The sequence below is a fragment of the Streptomyces sp. NBC_00576 genome (assembly GCF_036345175.1).
Lineage (GTDB): Bacteria > Actinomycetota > Actinomycetes > Streptomycetales > Streptomycetaceae > Streptomyces.
Genome location: NZ_CP107780.1, coordinates 5,355,479 through 5,371,491 on the forward strand (window position 1 = coordinate 5,355,479; position 16,013 = coordinate 5,371,491).

The 16,013-nt window shown below is 67.9% G+C and carries 13 protein-coding genes; 6 read left to right on the top strand and 7 right to left on the bottom strand.

Features of this window, described 5'->3' with window-relative positions; genetic code table 11:
* The 6 genes from yidC (at position 1) to OG734_RS23010 (ending at position 6,137) form a co-directional block, all read left to right on the top strand.
* Positions 1 to 1,284: a membrane protein insertase YidC gene (gene yidC, locus OG734_RS22985; RefSeq protein ID WP_330289399.1), complete on the top strand. Its 1,284-nt coding sequence runs from the start codon at positions 1 to 3 to the stop codon at positions 1,282 to 1,284.
* A 15-nt stretch (positions 1,285 to 1,299) separates the two neighbouring features.
* Positions 1,300 to 1,815 (top strand): Jag family protein, encoded by a 516-nt coding sequence (locus OG734_RS22990; protein ID WP_053745998.1) that lies wholly within the window; start codon positions 1,300 to 1,302, stop codon positions 1,813 to 1,815.
* A 181-nt stretch (positions 1,816 to 1,996) separates the two neighbouring features.
* On the top strand, positions 1,997 to 2,713 hold the full coding sequence (gene rsmG / locus OG734_RS22995; RefSeq protein WP_330289400.1) for a 16S rRNA (guanine(527)-N(7))-methyltransferase RsmG: 717 nt from the start codon (positions 1,997 to 1,999) through the stop codon (positions 2,711 to 2,713).
* 306 nt (positions 2,714 to 3,019) lie between these two features.
* Positions 3,020 to 4,093 (top strand): ParA family protein, encoded by a 1,074-nt coding sequence (locus OG734_RS23000; protein ID WP_330293759.1) that lies wholly within the window; start codon positions 3,020 to 3,022, stop codon positions 4,091 to 4,093.
* The gene (locus tag OG734_RS23005) at positions 4,090 to 5,190 is read left to right on the top strand and encodes a ParB/RepB/Spo0J family partition protein (protein ID WP_330289401.1); all 1,101 of its coding nucleotides are present in this window, start codon (positions 4,090 to 4,092) and stop codon (positions 5,188 to 5,190) included. Before OG734_RS23000 ends, OG734_RS23005 begins: the two co-directional genes overlap by 4 nt.
* A 329-nt stretch (positions 5,191 to 5,519) precedes the next feature.
* A complete protein-coding gene (locus OG734_RS23010; RefSeq protein WP_330289402.1) occupies positions 5,520 to 6,137 on the top strand; it encodes a GNAT family N-acetyltransferase in 618 nt (205 codons plus the stop codon).
* A 79-nt stretch (positions 6,138 to 6,216) separates the two neighbouring features.
* On the opposite strand, the gene trxA is transcribed toward OG734_RS23010, so the two are convergent.
* The 7 genes from trxA to OG734_RS23045 all read right to left on the bottom strand — a co-directional run bounded on the left by trxA (position 6,217) and on the right by OG734_RS23045 (position 15,846).
* Positions 6,217 to 6,546 carry a thioredoxin gene (gene trxA, locus OG734_RS23015; protein WP_329274014.1) on the bottom strand — a complete coding sequence of 110 codons (330 nt, stop codon included), beginning with the start codon at positions 6,544 to 6,546 and terminating at the stop codon, positions 6,217 to 6,219.
* A gap of 42 nt (positions 6,547 to 6,588) precedes the next feature.
* Positions 6,589 to 7,560 carry a thioredoxin-disulfide reductase gene (gene trxB, locus OG734_RS23020; RefSeq protein WP_330289403.1) on the bottom strand — a complete coding sequence of 324 codons (972 nt, stop codon included), beginning with the start codon at positions 7,558 to 7,560 and terminating at the stop codon, positions 6,589 to 6,591.
* A gap of 171 nt (positions 7,561 to 7,731) precedes the next feature.
* Positions 7,732 to 8,595, bottom strand: coding sequence for an anti-sigma factor family protein (locus OG734_RS23025; protein WP_330289404.1), 864 nt, complete (start codon positions 8,593 to 8,595; stop codon positions 7,732 to 7,734).
* Complete coding sequence (gene sigM / locus OG734_RS23030) at positions 8,592 to 9,302, bottom strand: RNA polymerase sigma factor SigM (RefSeq protein WP_330289405.1); 711 nt, start codon at positions 9,300 to 9,302, stop codon at positions 8,592 to 8,594. The genes OG734_RS23025 and sigM overlap by 4 nt, the downstream gene beginning before the upstream one ends.
* Positions 9,303 to 9,327: 25 nt before the next feature.
* A complete protein-coding gene (locus OG734_RS23035; RefSeq protein ID WP_330289406.1) occupies positions 9,328 to 11,046 on the bottom strand; it encodes a protein kinase family protein in 1,719 nt (572 codons plus the stop codon).
* 118 nt (positions 11,047 to 11,164) lie between these two features.
* Positions 11,165 to 13,432, bottom strand: coding sequence for a murein biosynthesis integral membrane protein MurJ (gene murJ / locus OG734_RS23040; RefSeq protein ID WP_330289407.1), 2,268 nt, complete (start codon positions 13,430 to 13,432; stop codon positions 11,165 to 11,167).
* 47 nt (positions 13,433 to 13,479) lie between these two features.
* Complete coding sequence (locus OG734_RS23045) at positions 13,480 to 15,846, bottom strand: DUF6049 family protein (RefSeq protein ID WP_330289408.1); 2,367 nt, start codon at positions 15,844 to 15,846, stop codon at positions 13,480 to 13,482.
* Positions 15,847 to 16,013 lie beyond the last annotated feature (167 nt).

The following is a 16,013-nucleotide window of genomic DNA, read 5'->3' on the forward strand; positions in this document are numbered from 1 at the left end:
GTGGACACGATCGCCAGCATTTTCAGCTTCATCACGACACCCGTTTCCTGGGTCATCGTCCAGTTCCACAGTGTGTACGGCGCGATCTTCGGCGACGACACGGGCTGGGCCTGGGGCTTGTCCATCGTGTCCCTGGTGATCCTGATCCGCATCTGCCTGATCCCGCTCTTCGTGAAGCAGATCAAGGCGACCCGGGCCATGCAGACGCTGCAGCCCGAGATGAAGAAGATCCAGGAGCGCTACAAGAACGACAAGCAGCGCCAGTCCGAAGAGATGATGAAGCTGTACAAGGAGACGGGCACCAACCCGCTCTCCTCGTGCCTTCCCATCCTGGCGCAGTCTCCGTTCTTCTTCGCCCTCTACCACGTGCTCAACGGCATCGCGTCGAACGAGCAGATCGGCGTCATCAACGGTGATCTGCTGGAGAGTGCGCAGAAGGCGCACATCTTCGGCGCTCCGCTGGCAGCGAAGTTCACCGAGAGTGCGTCGAAGGTGGAGGCGCTCGGTGCCTCGATCACCGATGTCCGCGTCGTCACCGCGATCATGATCGTCCTGATGTCGGCGTCGCAGTTCTACACGCAGCGCCAGCTGATGACGAAGAACGTCGACACCACGGTGAAGACACCGTTCATGCAGCAGCAGAAGATGCTGATGTATGTCTTCCCGGTGATGTTCGCCGTCTTCGGCATCAACTTCCCGGTCGGTGTCCTCGTCTACTGGCTGACCACCAACGTGTGGACCATGGGCCAGCAGATGTACGTCATCCGCAACAACCCGACTCCGGGCAGCAAGGCGCAGGCCGCCTACCTGGAGCGCCTGCACAAGCACGTCACGCAGCACGGCAAGACCCGCAGCCGCGGTGAGCGCGCCATCGTCAAGGCCATCGTCACCAAGGGCCGCGACCGCAACGAGTTCGAGCGCAAGTTCATCAACGGTCTGAACAAGGCGGGCCTGGCGGCCCAGCCCGACGGCACGGTGACGACGGGCGTGAACCCGGAGGTCACCGAGACCGAGGACGGTACGCCCGCCACCGGTACCGCCAAGCGTCAGCAGCCCAAGCGTCAGAGCAAGTCCCAGCGGCAGTCGGGCGCCAAGCCCGCAGGCGGTGTCGAGCCGGACACCTCCACGGTGTCGCTGAGCAAGTCCGACGAGCCCGAGGACGCCAAGCCGGCCGGAGGGGCCGCCAAGCAGGCCGCCTCCAAGCCCGGTTCCGGTGGCCGGAGCAAGGCTCAGTCCGGACAGCGCAAGGGTCCGCAGCGTCCCAAGTCCCCGTCCAAGAAGTAAGAAGGAGTCCATCCCGTGACGGAAGGCACCACCACCTCCGCCGCAGCCGAGGGTGTCGACACCCTGTCCCGCCTGGAGCAGGAGGGCGAGATCGCGGCGGACTACCTCGAGGGTCTGCTGGACATCGCAGACCTCGACGGCGACATCGACATGGACGTCGAGGCCGACCGCGCCGCTGTCTCGATCATTAGCGACGCGGGCAGCCGCGACCTGCAGAAGCTGGTCGGCCGGGACGGCGAGGTGCTGGAGGCCCTCCAGGAGCTCACACGCCTGGCCGTGAACCGGGAGACCGGGGACCGCAGTCGGCTGATGCTCGACATCGCGGGCTACCGCGCCAAGAAGCGTGAGGAGCTCTCGGAACTGGGTGCCAAGGCCGCGGCCGAGGTCAAGAGTTCCGGCGAGCCCGTCAAGATGAAGCCGATGACCCCGTTCGAGCGCAAGGTCGTGCACGACGCGGTGAAGGCCGCCGGTCTGCGCAGCGAGTCCGAAGGCGAGGAGCCCCAGCGCTTCGTCGTCGTCCTTCCCGCCTGATCGGTACATACGTCCCTCGGCCCCGTCTGTTGCGCAGACGGGGCCGAACTTTGTCAGCCTGTAGTTCCCGGCAGCTGTTGGCCCCCTGTTCGTCCCTTTGCGGTCCTCGACAGCTCCAGTCCCTGATAGTCCTGGTGATCAGCGCCCAGTGCGCTCATGCGGTACGGAAGGACGGTCCCCCGTGACGGAGGCAGCGGAGCTCCCCCCGGCGCCCGAGCAGGCGCGCCAGGTGTTCGGCGATCGCTTCGCGGACGCGGTCCGATACGCGGAACTGCTTGCTGAGGCGGGTGTGCAGCGCGGTCTGATCGGCCCGCGCGAGGTGCCCCGGCTGTGGGAGCGGCACCTGTTGAACTGTGCGGTGCTCTCCGAGGTCGTGCCGGAGAACGTGACGGTGTGCGATGTCGGCTCGGGCGCGGGTCTGCCCGGTATTCCGCTGGCGCTGGTTCGGGAGGATCTGAAGATCACGCTGCTCGAACCCCTGCTGCGGCGGACCAACTTCCTTTCCGAGGTCGTGGAGCTGCTGGGCCTGGACCATGTGACGGTTGTCCGTGGCCGGGCCGAAGAGGTCATGGGAACGCTCCAGCCGGTTCATGTGGTGACGGCGCGTGCCGTGGCTCCGCTGGACCGTCTGGCCACCTGGGGTATTCCTTTGCTTCGTCCGTACGGGGAGATGCTCGCGCTCAAGGGGGACACCGCCGAGGAGGAGCTGAAGGCCTCGGCCACCGCGCTGAGCAAGCTCGGGGCGGTCGAGACGTCCATCCTGCATGTGGGTGAGGGCGTGGTGGACCCGCTGTCCACCGTCGTACGGGTCGAGGTCGGAGAGAGCCCCGGCGGAGTGCGGTTCGCGGCGAAGCGGGCCAAGGCTGCCCGGACGGGCCGGGTGCGGCGCCGGCGCTGAGCCCGGACGGGCTGGCGGGAGTTTTTCGTCACGTTCGTTGATCCGTCCTGACGAAGAGCCGTACTCCACACAAGCTGTCAAACCTACACATCTCGGAGTGTCGCGCAGCCAGGGAGCCCACAGCTGGGCATCTTGTTTCACGTGAAACGTCGCTCACTCCTGCACGGCATCATCAGCCGCGGCCGGGCCGCGGCCGCACCCCGCGACCGAAAGCCTCTCCGTTCACCCGGAGAGGTAACGGAGTTGTCCACAGAGGTGGATTTCTCCACAGAACACCAGGCCTCACTGGTTCGCGACCCCGAAGACATGGCAGGCTCTGTTCATTGCGAGCCTGAAGTCGAGGAGAGTGAATCCTTGCGGTCCAACGCCAACATCGCGGGACCGATGACCGATCCGGTCCCCGGTCCCCGTACCGAGTCGATCGGGGCGGATGTTTCACGTGAAACACCGCCCCCGATGGACGACACTCCCATCGGTCGTGCTGCCCAATTGGCGGTGGAGGCTCTGGGGCGGGCCGGCGAAGGCCTGCCACGGCCGGAGCGGACCCGAGTCATGGTGGTCGCCAACCAGAAGGGCGGAGTAGGGAAGACGACGACAACCGTCAACCTCGCCGCCTCGCTGGCCCTGCACGGGGCTCGTGTCCTGGTCGTGGACCTTGACCCTCAGGGCAACGCTTCCACTGCACTGGGGATCGACCATCACGCCGATGTTCCTTCCATCTATGACGTGTTGATCGACAGCAGGCCACTCTCGGAAGTCGTTCAGCCAGTCCCTGACGTCGAGGGCCTTTTCTGTGCACCCGCCACCATCGATCTCGCCGGTGCGGAGATCGAACTGGTGTCACTGGTGGCACGAGAGAGCAGGCTTGAGCGCGCGATCCAGGCGTATGAGCAGCCTTTGGACTACATCCTCATCGACTGCCCGCCCTCGCTCGGTCTACTGACGGTCAATGCGCTGGTCGCCGGTGCCGAGGTCCTCATCCCGATCCAGTGCGAGTACTACGCCCTGGAGGGCCTGGGCCAGCTGCTGCGCAACGTCGATCTGGTGCGGGCCCACCTCAACCGCGACCTTCAGGTAACGACGATCCTGCTCACCATGTACGACGGCCGGACGCGCCTCGCGTCCCAGGTCGCGGACGAGGTGCGCAACCACTTCGGCGACGAGGTGCTGCGGACGAGCATTCCGCGCTCGGTCCGAATCTCCGAGGCGCCGAGCTACGGACAGACGGTGCTCACCTACGATCCAGGATCGAGCGGTGCCCTGTCCTATCTTGAGGCGGCCCGGGAAATCGCGCTGAAGGGTGTCGGCGTCAGCTATGACGCACAGCACGCCCACATCGGCGCACAGAGCGAACAGAGCATCGTGGAGGGTATCCAGTGAGCGAGCGACGGAGGGGGTTGGGCCGTGGTCTCGGCGCACTGATCCCAGCTGCACCAACCGGAGACAGGCCGACGCCACCCGCGATGGGGGGAAGCGCCTCCACCTCACCGGCGGCGGTCCCCGTACTCACGGCCGAGCGTGGAGTGGCCGCGGCGAGGGTGGCGACGCTGTCGCCTGTTTCACGTGAAACAGAGGATGCGCTCTCGAACGAGTTCGGGGAGGTTCCGGCGCCTCCCATCGGTGCCCACTTCGCCGAGCTTCCCATCGACTTCATCACGCCGAACCCTCGGCAGCCGCGTGATGTGTTCGACGAGGACGCGCTGGCGGAGCTGGTCACGTCCATCAAGGAGGTCGGCCTCCTCCAGCCCGTCGTCGTGCGGCAGGTGGGTCCCACCAGCTACGAGCTCATCATGGGTGAGCGGCGTTGGCGGGCCTGCCGTGAAGCGGGCCTTGAGGCGATTCCGGCGATCGTGCGGGCCACGGAGGACGAGAAGCTCCTCCTGGACGCGCTGCTTGAGAACCTCCACAGGGCTCAGCTGAACCCGCTGGAAGAGGCGGCGGCCTACGACCAGTTGCTCAAGGACTTCCACTGCACGCACGATCAACTGGCGGACCGGATCGGGCGTTCCCGCCCGCAGGTCTCCAACACGCTGCGTCTGCTGAAGCTCTCGCCGGCGGTCCAGCGCCGTGTCGCTGCCGGAGTCCTCTCCGCAGGGCACGCTCGTGCGCTCCTCTCCGTGGACGATTCGGAGGAGCAGGACCGGCTGGCCCACCGGATCGTGGCCGAGGGGCTCTCGGTGCGGGCCGTCGAGGAGATCGTGACCCTGATGGGCTCGCGGCCGAAGACGGCTACGAGGGCCAAGGGGCCACGGGCCGGTGCCCTGGTGTCTCCGGCACTGAACGATCTCGCCGGCCGTCTCTCGGACCGCTTCGAGACGCGGGTGAAGGTCGACCTCGGGCAGAAGAAGGGCAAGATCACCGTCGAGTTCGCCTCGATGGAAGACCTTGAGCGCATTCTCAGCTCCCTCGCCCCGGGCGAGGGGCCGGTCCTTCAGAAGAGCCTTCTGGACGACGACTCCGAGCACTCTGAGGACTGAGTCCTCGGCAGGCCGGGCGGTTTCCGCTCGACCGGCGGCCAGAGCGGGCCGTGTCCGGTGGGTACCGGAACACGGCCCGCTCTTTGCTTTCAGTCGGTATCGATGTAATCGCTTCGTGGATACGATGCGTTCGGGTATGGCGCATCCACCTGGCAGCACCTCGGAGTTGGGGAGGCGAGGGCCATGCGAACGGTGAGTCGCAGCGGACTGGTGAGCGCGGGTCTGGGACTGGGCGCCGTCGGCGGGTTCGTCGGCAGTCTGCTCAGGGAACGGAGTGTTCTGACAGCCGCCCGCGATGCTGCGGGCGAAGGAAGCGAGGAACAGCCTTCATGGGGCGTCGGCTCGTACCGCTCACGCTGGACAACCTTCAGGACCTTCCCAAGCGCTGTCGCGCGTGTGTCTTCTGGGAACTGGATCCCGTCAGCGGGGAAGCCGCGGTAAAGGCGGGGACACCCGCGCTGGAGAAGGAAGCGTGGATCTCGGCCGTTCTTCTCGACTGGGGTTCCTGCGGCCGTGTCGTCTACGTCGACGACAATCCGGTGGGGTTCGTGCTCTACGCTCCTCCGGCTTACGTTCCCCGGTCCACGGCGTTCCCCACAAGCCCGGTCTCGCCGGACGCCGTCCAGCTGATGACCGCCTTCATCATGCCGGGGTACCAGGGGCAGGGACTGGGGCGCGTGATGGTGCAGACGGTCGCCAAGGACCTTCTGCGCCGGGGCTTCAAGGCGATCGAGGCCTTCGGGGATGCCCGTTGGAAGGAGACGGCCTGTGTCCTGCCCGCCGACCATTTGCTGGCCGTGGGCTTCAAGACTGTGCGGCCCCATCCCGTGCATCCTCGGCTTCGGTTGGAGCTGCGGACGACTCTGTCCTGGAAGGAAGACGTGGAGTTGGCGCTCGACCGGCTGCTGGGAGCAGTACAGAAGGAACCGGTGCTTCGGCCGCTGTAGGGGCTGATGTACGCGAGTGGGCCGGCCCCTTCGGACCGGCCCACTCGATGTTTCACGTGAAACGCTACTGCGTCGACTACTAGGCGATGAAGTCCTCGAGGTCACGCACGATCGCGGCCTTCGGCTTGGCGCCGACGATGGTCTTGGCGACCTCGCCACCCTGGTAGACGTTCAGAGTGGGGATGGACATCACGCCGTACTTGGCGGCGATACCCGGGTTCTCGTCGATGTTGAGCTTGACGACCTCGATCTTGTCGCCGTATTCGGCGGCGATCGCCTCGAGCGACGGCGCGATCTGGCGGCATGGTCCGCACCAGGCGGCCCAGAAGTCCACCAGGACGGGCTTGTCGTTCTTGAGGACGTCCTCGTCGAAGGAGTCGTCGGTCACGTTCTTCAGGGTGCCGGCCACAGGGGGCTCCTTAACTCGATGCTGCGGTGGGGCGGATGGGGGTCAGACAGAGGTCTTCTCGGGCTCGGCCTGCTCCTCGTGGTCCGCCAGTGCGGCGAGGAAGCGCTCGGCGTCCAGAGCGGCGGCGCAGCCGGTCCCGGACGCGGTGATCGCCTGCCGGTAGGTGTGGTCGACCACATCGCCAGCCCCGAAGACACCGCTCAGGTTGGTCCGCGTCGAGGGCGCCTCGACCTTCAGGTAGCCCTCTTCGTCGAGGTCCAGCTGACCCTTGAAGAGCTCGGTGCGCGGGTCGTGGCCGATCGCGATGAACAGGCCCGTCACAGCCAGGTCGGCCAGTTCGCCGGTCTGGAGGTTGCGCAGCTTCAGGCCGGAGAGCTTCGGGTCGCCCTGGATCTCGGCGACCTCGCTGTCCCATACGAAGCGGATCTTCGGGTCGGCGAAGGCGCGCTCCTGCATCGCCTTGGAGGCGCGCAGGGTGTCCCGGCGGTGGACGATCGTCACGGACTTGGCGAAGCGGGAGAGGAAGGTCGCTTCCTCCATCGCGGTGTCGCCGCCGCCGATCACGGCGATGTCCTGGTCCTTGAAGAAGAAGCCGTCGCACGTCGCACACCAGGAGACGCCGCGGCCGGACAGGGCGTCCTCGTTCGGCAGGCCGAGCTTGCGGTGCTGCGAGCCGGTGGTGACGATGACGGCCTTCGCCTTGTGCACGATGCCTGCGGTGTCCGTGACGGTCTTGATGTCACCCGTCAGATCGACGGCGACGATGTCGTCCGCGACGAGCTCGGCACCGAAGCGCTCGGACTGGGCGCGCATATTGTCCATGAGCTCAGGGCCCATGATGCCGTCCTGGAAACCGGGGAAGTTCTCCACCTCGGTGGTGTTCATGAGCGCGCCACCAGCGGTCACGGCGCCTTCGAAGACCAGCGGCTTCAGCGACGCGCGTGCGGTATAGAGCGCCGCCGTGTAGCCGGCGGGCCCGGAGCCGATGATGATCACGTTTCGGACGTCGCTCACGGCGTGTTTCCTCGTTTCTGGACGGCTTCGTACGACCGGTGGGAGCCTCTCTCAGAACTCTCACCCCACCCAACGGATCCTACGGGGCCCGCATTCCCGCTGTGTCCGGGTACACAGGGGGCGCGACTCGGTACGGGATACCGCGGAGAGAACAGTACGAAGCGTCGGCGCTCAGGAACGCGCGTAGGACCGCGTCAGCAGAACCTCGCCCGGAGGAGGAGGCGAGGGCTGCTTGGCACAGGCCGAGTCGACGACGTAGGCGGTGACGCGGGTGCTGTCGCCAGCTGCGGGCAGCACTACGAGATAGGCGTCGGTGTCGTCGTAGGAGCCTCGCTTGACGCCGAGGATGGGCGTGTCGCTGCGGCCGATGCCCTTGGTGACGCAGGCGGGGACCGACGTCGGAACGATTTTGACGCTGGGGCGGCCCGTGGACTGCATGCCTTCGATCTCGGAGCGTTTCTTGCCGCCCTGACCCTTGAGGAGTTCAGCGACCTGGTTCTCGACCTTCTGCCCGGCGAACGTGCTCGCAGCCTCGGGCTGCTTGGTGTCATCGCCCAGCGATGAGACCAGCAGCGAGCCGAGCCCCAGGGCGGCAGCCGTGAAGACTGTGCCCAGGACAATGGTCCGGCGTCGCCCGCGTCGTGCGCGGTCCTTGCGCCCCGGCCCGGTAGCCGCGTGAGCGTGTCCAGTGGGACGGTCTGTGAGTCGCTCGGCGGGAGCCGATGTTTCACGTGAAACATGAGCGCCCTCGGTCTCGCCGGACACGGCACCGGTTGCCCCCACCGACACCGGAGCCTCGGCGGCGAGGGCGGCGTCGATACGGTCGGCGATGTCGTCGGGCATTCGCACCGGACTCGACATCGAGCCGAGGAGGCCGCGGATCTCTTCCAGGGAGGCGTACACGTCGGCGCAGAGATCGCACTCGTCCAGATGCCGTTGTACGTCCCCGGTCCGGGACGGTGTGAGCAGGCCTTCGGTGAGGTCGGAGATCTCCATGACGTCCGGGTGCCCAGCCGTGTCGGTCGTGGATGTCACGCTCGCCCACCTCCGCCCTTCACAGCAGTTGAATCGCTTGGCCCTGCATCCGTTCGTCCCGCTGCGGGTGGGACGGATGTCCCCTCCGCCCGGTTCCGTCCGTCGCTCGATTCCTTGCCGTCACCGGAGTTTTCCGGCCGCAGATGGGTGAGCAGTGGCAGCAGTCTGGCTCTGCCTCGGGAGCAGCGACTCTTCACCGTTCCGGTGGGCACGTCGAGGACACGTGCGGCCTCCGCGACCGGGTAGCCCTGCATGTCCACCAGGACGAGGGCGGCGCGTTGGTCCGGCGGGAGGGTGCCGAGTGCTTCGATGAGCTGGCGGTGCAGATCGTTGCGCTCGGCCGGGGCCGACGCCGACTCGTGCGGCTCGAGCAGCTGCTCCAGCCGTTCGGTGTCGTCGACCGGTGAGGTTTTGCGGGAGGCGGCCTTGCGCGCGCGGTCCAGGCAGGCGTTCACCGTGATGCGGTGCAGCCAGGTCGTGACGGCCGACTGGCCCCGGAAGGTGTGGGCGGCCCGGTAGGCGGAGACGAGGGCGTCCTGGACGGCGTCAGCGGCTTCCTCGCGGTCCCCCAGCGTCCGCAGGGCCACCGCCCAGAGCCGGTCACGATGCCGGCGCACGATCTCACCGAAGGCGTCGGGGTCACCGTCGACATGGCGGGCGAGAAGATCCTGATCGCTCACTCCGTCGAACGCGGCGCCTTCCGCCATGGGCCCCCTTCCCTTCGGTGAATCGTCAGCCGGTGAACTTGAGGTCCGTTATGGCCTGCTTGAAGCCCGGGTCGCTAAAGGAGTCACCGGGTGCATACGGCAGGGCGGTGAACCAGACCAGCACGTACTGGCTCTTCACCGGTTTAGTGACCGTGACCTTGGCTGTGGTGCCCTTGGTTGTCACCGTACCGAGCTTCGTCATTGAGGTCAGAGGGACCGACGAACTGGGTGAGTCCGTCGCGTACAGCGTGACGGTTGTGTGGTCCCCTCCAAAGAGGAGCCCTATCGAAGCGGCCGACACCTCCTGGGCCGAGCCGAAGTCGTAGACGATACCCACGCCGGGCTTGTAGGCCGGGTTCATGTCGGGGCCGTCTTTGTAGCTCGAGGTCCGCCAGTACGTCGAGCTGTCGTTGTCGTACGTCTCCTCGACATCCTCCGGGTGCTGGGCGCTGCCCTTCGCGACGTACTCCTCGGCACCCTGGATCTTCAGTGTGGTGACCGGCTTGGCCTTGTCTGTGCCCTTGTCGTTGTCGTCCGGCGTCTGGGTCTGCTTGGTGTCCTCGGAGCCGCCCCGATCCATGAGCGCGTCCGCCAGTTGCCAACTCCCCAGGCCCAGCGCGGCGATCAGTAGCGCCGACACGGCCCATTTCAGGGCCTTGCCCGTGCGGCTCTGCAGCGGGGGCGGCGGGGTGGGCAGGGGCTGTGTGACGCCCGGGCGGGGTGCCTGACGGCCGTACGAGCCCTGCTGGTACGTGGTGCGCTGGTAGTCGGGCGGGGCCGTGAACACCGGCTCCGGCGGGCGGATGCGGGGCATCTCGCCGATCGCCTTGACCAGTTCCTCGGGCGTCGTGCACGCGGACTCGTGGCGTGAGGCGGTGGCGCCGTCGTTGGCCAGCGCGCGCATCGCCAGCTCAGACAGGCCGCGGTGGACTCCGGCCCGCACCTGGTCGGGCGCGATGAGACCGACGCCCTTGGGCAGCCCCGACAGGCCGTACGCGTCGTTCTCGTAGGGCCAGCGCTGGGTGAGGGCGGCGTACAGCAGGGCGCCGATCGCCTCCGTGTCGGTGCGCTGTGGGGTGTCGGAAGTGATGCCGCGCAGCGCGGCGTTGACCGCGAGGCCGCGTACGCGCCACTGGCCGGACGAACTCCGCAGGATGGTGCCCGGGGTCAGGCGCAGATGCGCGAGACCCTCACGGTGTGCGGCCGCCATGGCGGAGGCGATCTGGCTGACCATCTGGTAGGCGTCGTGCGCCTCCAGCGGGCCGGCGGCCAGGAGCGCGGTCAGCTCCGTGGCGTCGGGCAGCCACTCGTGGACGACGTACACCAGGTCGTTCTCCTCGACGGCGTCGAGGACCTGCACGAAGCGGGGGTCGCCGAGAAGGGCCGAGGAGCGGGCCGCGGCAAGCACGGAACGCGCCCGTGAGTGGTCCGCAGGCAGGATGTGCACGCCGACGGCGCGACGAAGCTTCTCGTCGACCGCGCGCCAGCTGCTGAATCCGTCCAGACGGGTGACGCATTCCTCCAGGCGGTAGCGCCTGGCGAGTTTGTGGCCGCTGTGCAGTTCGGGCGGTGAGGCCTTTCCGGGACTCTCGGTCCCGCCGCTCCCCTGTGCCTCGTCGTTCTCCGTGTCCCGCTCCCGGTTCTGGGCCGCGCCGTCGGCCGTGGACTCGTCCGCCTGCGCGGTCAGCGGCTCGTCGCCGCTGTTGGCTGCCACGTCGACGGCAGCCGTGCTCCGTTCCGCCACCGTCGTTCCTGCCTCCCCATCCTGTGCGAGCTCTCCGACGCCAAACCCAATTGTGCCCACAGTCCGTCGCTCTGCACGACACGCGGTGGCGGACGATGGTTGTGCGCTTTCCCCAGACTCACCGCCCCAGTCGCCCGCGCACCATACCCACCAACGAGTTCAGTTCTTCAATGCGCATACGGCGGGCGGCGACGTAGAAGACGACGAGCAGGACGGCACCGCCGCCGAGCAGGGAGACGAACGAGCCGCCGACGCCCTGGCCCAGAGTGTGGCCGATGCCGTAGCAGGCCGCGCCGCTGAGCAGTGCGGCCGGTACCGAGGCGATGCCCAGCCGGGCGTACGTCCGCAGGACGCGGGTGCCATCGAGGTCGCCGTCCAGCCGCTTGCGCAGGCGGTTCCAGGCGACGCCGACACCGATCGCGTACGCGAGGCCGTACGAGGCGGCCATGCCGACCACGGCCCAGCGGGCCGGGAGCATGAAAAAGCAGAGGGCGGAGGCCGTCGCGTTGACGGCGGCCACGATCACCGTGTTGTAGAAGGGCGTGCGGGTGTCCTCGTACGCGTAGAAGGCGCGCAGGACGACGTACTGCACGGAGTAGGGGATCAGGCCGAGGGCGAAGGCCATCAGCATGAAGCCCATGTTGGTGGCCCCGGTGGTGCCCGAAGACCCGAAGATCAGGGTGCACATCGGGATTCCGAGGGCCACGAAGCCGAAGGCGATGGGCACGATCGCGACGGCGGTGGTGCGCAGGCCCTGGGAGATGTCGTCGCGGACCGCGCCGCCGTCTCCCTCGTGGGCGGAGCGGGCCAGCCGGGGCAGCAGGGCGGCCATCAGGGAGACCGTGATGATGGCCTGCGGCAGGCCCCAGACGAGCTGGGCGTTGGCGTAGGCCGCGAAGCCGGTGCCCTGGACCTTCGGGTTCTTGCCGGTGGCTGCGGTGGCCAGCTGGGTGACGACGAGGGCGCCCGCCTGGTTGGCGAGGACGAACAGGATCGTCCACTTGGCGAGCAGCGCGGCCTTGCCGAGGCCGTGGCCCTTCCAGTCGAAGCGCAGCCGCATCCTGAAGCCGGTCTCGCGCAGATACGGGATCATCGCGAGGGCCTGGACGACGAGGCCGAGCAGCACGCCGATGCCGAGGAGCCGCTGGCCCTCCGGCGGGATGGTGGTGACCTCCATGCCGGAGTCCGCCGCGCTGCCGTACACCCAGATGAACATGCCGAGGGTCACGATGATGACGATGTTGTTCAGGACCGGCGTCCACATCATCGCGCCGAACTTGCCGCGCGCGTTGAGGATCTGCCCCATCACGACGTGGATACCCATGAAGAAGATGGTGGGCAGGAAGTAGCGCGTGAAGGTGACGGCTACCTCGTTGGCTGCCGGATCGTCGGCGATCTCCACCGACAGGGCGCGGACCAGCAGGGGCGCGGCGAACACCGCGAGCGCGGTGAGCACGCCCAGGGCCACCATGACGAGGGTCAGCAGACGGTTCGCGAACGCCTCGCCGCCGTCGTCGTCGTCCTTCATGGCGCGCACGAGCTGCGGGACGAAGACGGAGTTGAGGCCGCCGCCCACGGTCAGGATGTAGATCATGGTGGGCAGCTGGTAGGAGACCTGGAACGAGTCGCCCAGCATGCCGAGGCCGAGGGCCGACACGATCAGCGCGGAGCGGACGAAGCCGGTGAGGCGGGAGACCATCGTGCCCGCCGCCATGACGGCGCTCGATTTCAGCAGGCCCGTAGCGCGTCCGCCCTTCTTGGCGGCCGCCGGCGCTGTTGCGGGGGCGGGTACCGCTTGGGGTGTGAGCTGCATCGTGGCGTCGGATGCCGGGGCCTGGGCCCGCGGGACGGAGCCGTGGCCCGGGGCGGGCGAGGGGGAGGGACCGGGCACTGCCGGAGGCTCCACGGGCCCCTGTCCGCCGCCCTGTTGCTGGTCCCGGAAGAGGTGGGCGAAGGCGTCCGGCTCATGCCGTTGTTCCCCGGCCTGGGAGACCAGGGCGTCGACGCCCACGTACTGAGTGGTGCCAGGGTTGTCGCCGTACGGCAGGTACTGCGTGGCTCCGTCCGGCTCCGGGGCCGGGGTCTGGGCCCACACGTGCGGGTCGGGTGCGTACGGCGACTGGGCGGGCTGTCCGTAGAGCGGGGGCTGCGGCTGATACGTGCCGGGGGGCGGCGGGGGGTGCGCGGCGCGGTCGTAGAGCGCCTCGGCCACCGGGTCCTGGGTGGAGAGATCCTGGGCCCGGTACGGGTCCTGGGTGTACGCGTCCTGGAGGTACGTGTCCGCGGGGGGCTGCGCCGGCACCTGGCCGTGCTCGGGCGGCGGGCCCTCGGGGTAGCCCGAGTCGTCCGCGCCCTGACCGCGGTCACTGTCGTACGGCGCGTTCATGGTTACCCCACCTCATCGTTCACCGGGCCCACCGGCCACGACATCGCTCAACGGTCCACTCTCTCACCCGTCCCGGATGGGTCCGCGCTTTCCGGAGCGGTGTCCGGCGTCGGGTCACTCGGCTGCTCCGGGGCGTCTGCCCGCGACGCCGGGTCCGATTCTCCCTGCGGACGGCTCGTGGGGCCGTCGTGGTCGTCGCCGGTGCCGGCGTCCTGTTCCGTGCCCTCGTCCTCGTTGCCGGGCTCCTCGGAGCGCCGGGCGGCGGCGCGCTTGCGCTGCGTGTACATGCGCAGGCCGGCGAGTACGAGCAGCAGGAAGCCGCCGCCGATGACCAGCATCGCCATGGCCGTGAACTCGGTGACCCTCACATCGAAGGAGACAGCATCTCCGTATTTCTGACCGTCCTTCGTATACAGCTGGGCGGTCACCTTGATCGGGCCGTTGGCGTTGGACGACGTGGTGAACTTCACCGACTGGCTGTGCCCGCCCGAGACCGCGATCCGCCGCTCCTGGTAGTCGTCGTCACCGATCTTGAGCCGGGTCGGGTTCGACGAAGTGACCCGCAGCACGAGGTTGTCGACGGGCTGGACGAGGTTGTTCTGGACGGTCACCGGGATCTTGGCGCTGCCGCCGGAGAGCTTCGTCTCGGACTTCTTGATCAGCTTGACCTGTTCGGTCAGTTCGTCGAGGTGTGACCTCACGCCGTCGCGGAAACTGTTGGCCGCAGTGGATTCGCCGCGCCAGGACGTGGCCATCTCACGGTTGATGGCCCGTCCGAAGGGGGTCTCCACGCGGGTCTTGTCAGTAAGGATGATCTTGAATTTGTCGAGACTGCTCTGCGTGCGCGCGATCGTTGTGAACGCCGACGGCGGCAGCTGCTGGCTGCGCAGTGCGGGGTACGGGTATGCCGAAGGCACCTTGGTGTTGGCGCCCGGGTCAGGCTTGGTGTCGGCGGTCGCGGTGAGTTCCTGGGGCTGGGACCAGTTCGAGTTCTGGAGGTCGGTGATCGCTTTCGCCATGGTCTGGGCCTGGCTCGCGGACGGCATGCGCTGCGGGGCGACGACGACGGTGCGCTGCTTGTCGGTCTGGAGGGTGGCCGTCAGGCTCTGGGCGAGGAACCTCTGCACCGCGAGCGTGGAACTGTCGGCGTTCGTCATGTCGCCCTGGAAGGCCGTGGACAGCCGCATGTCAGCGACCACCGCCGTGGTGCCACCGCCGATGGGGCGGGCCGCCGAGGGCGTGTACGGCAGGTCGCCGGTCTCCTTCAGACTGTCGCTGCGCACGATCACCTTGTCGGCACCCGCCGAGGTGGCGATCTTGACGATCGACGGGTCGACAGTACCGCTCACCGGCCACGCGAAGTCGGTGCTGGGCGTGATGTGGAGGATCGTCTCCACGGTGCTGGCGGCGACGTCCGTGGCGCTCTTGAGATGGCTCAGGGTGCCAGTGACGTTCTTGCCGTTGTGCGCGATGGAGGCGAGGTCGGGGTCGGCGAAGGGGAGGGCGACTACCTCCTTGCCCGCGACCGCGTCCTGGAGTTCGGCGAGCCACTGCTTGGCGACTGTCTGACCCGTGCCGGGTGTGCTGGTGCCCTTCTCGCCCTGGATGCCGTAGCTGCCGATCATCGCGTCGACGGAGGCCAGCAGGTCGGGGTCGATCACCCAGGTGACGTCGAGGTCCCTGCCCAGGGAGAGCATCTGCTCAAGGCGTCCCCCCGGGGAGATTTCCGCGGCGAGGTCGTCGTTGAGGAAAACGGGCGTCTGCTGCTCGCCCGGGCCGGTCTCCGCCGTCATGTGGACCGTGGAGATCAGCGGCCACAGATACGTCGTCCGCGTCCTCGTGTCAGCCTCCTCGGGCTGCCACGGCAGGAACGTCCGCTGGATCCCGAGCACCTGCTCGTACGGTTCCGCGGAGGTCTCGCCGGACAGCGAGACGCCGATCTGGTAGACGCCGTCCTGGCCGAGATCCAGCTTGTCGACCGGTACGGAGATGGTGAACGGCTGGGCGACGCCCGGGGTGAGCTTCGCGAACTTCTCGACGTACTTGCCGCCGACCTCCGTGCCGTCGGCGCCCTGTACGTAGTCGGTGCGCGCGGCGACGTCGTCGATCCCCGAGCGGGTGGTCAGCATCTGTCCCACGCGCAGGTCCACATGGGCGGCCGTGACCGCCCGCTTGCCCTTGTTCAGCACCGTGCCGGACACGGTCAGCGTGTCCCCGTCGGTGGGGGCGCTGGGGGTGAGCGAGTCGACGGAGACGACCACCGGGTCCGACTCGGCGGCGTACGCGGGCTCTCCGGCGGGAAGCTGGAGCAGACCGGCCAGTAGAGGCGCCCCCGTGAGCAGCACCCCGGCTCGCCGGAACCACCGGCGCGCGGGAGAGGGAGTCAGCCCCGGAAAGTCTGCCGCCTCGGCCACGCGTTCGCCCGTCCCTAGTCGTCAGTGGTCGTCGGAATGTGCGTCCACGCATGGTAACGATGCGCGCTGAGAGGAAGTGCCGCGGACTGCTCCACAAGATCGTGGAACACCGGTCGGGTGTCCTCTATGTGCGTGTATTGATGGAGGAGTCCTCGGCGGAGTGCGTG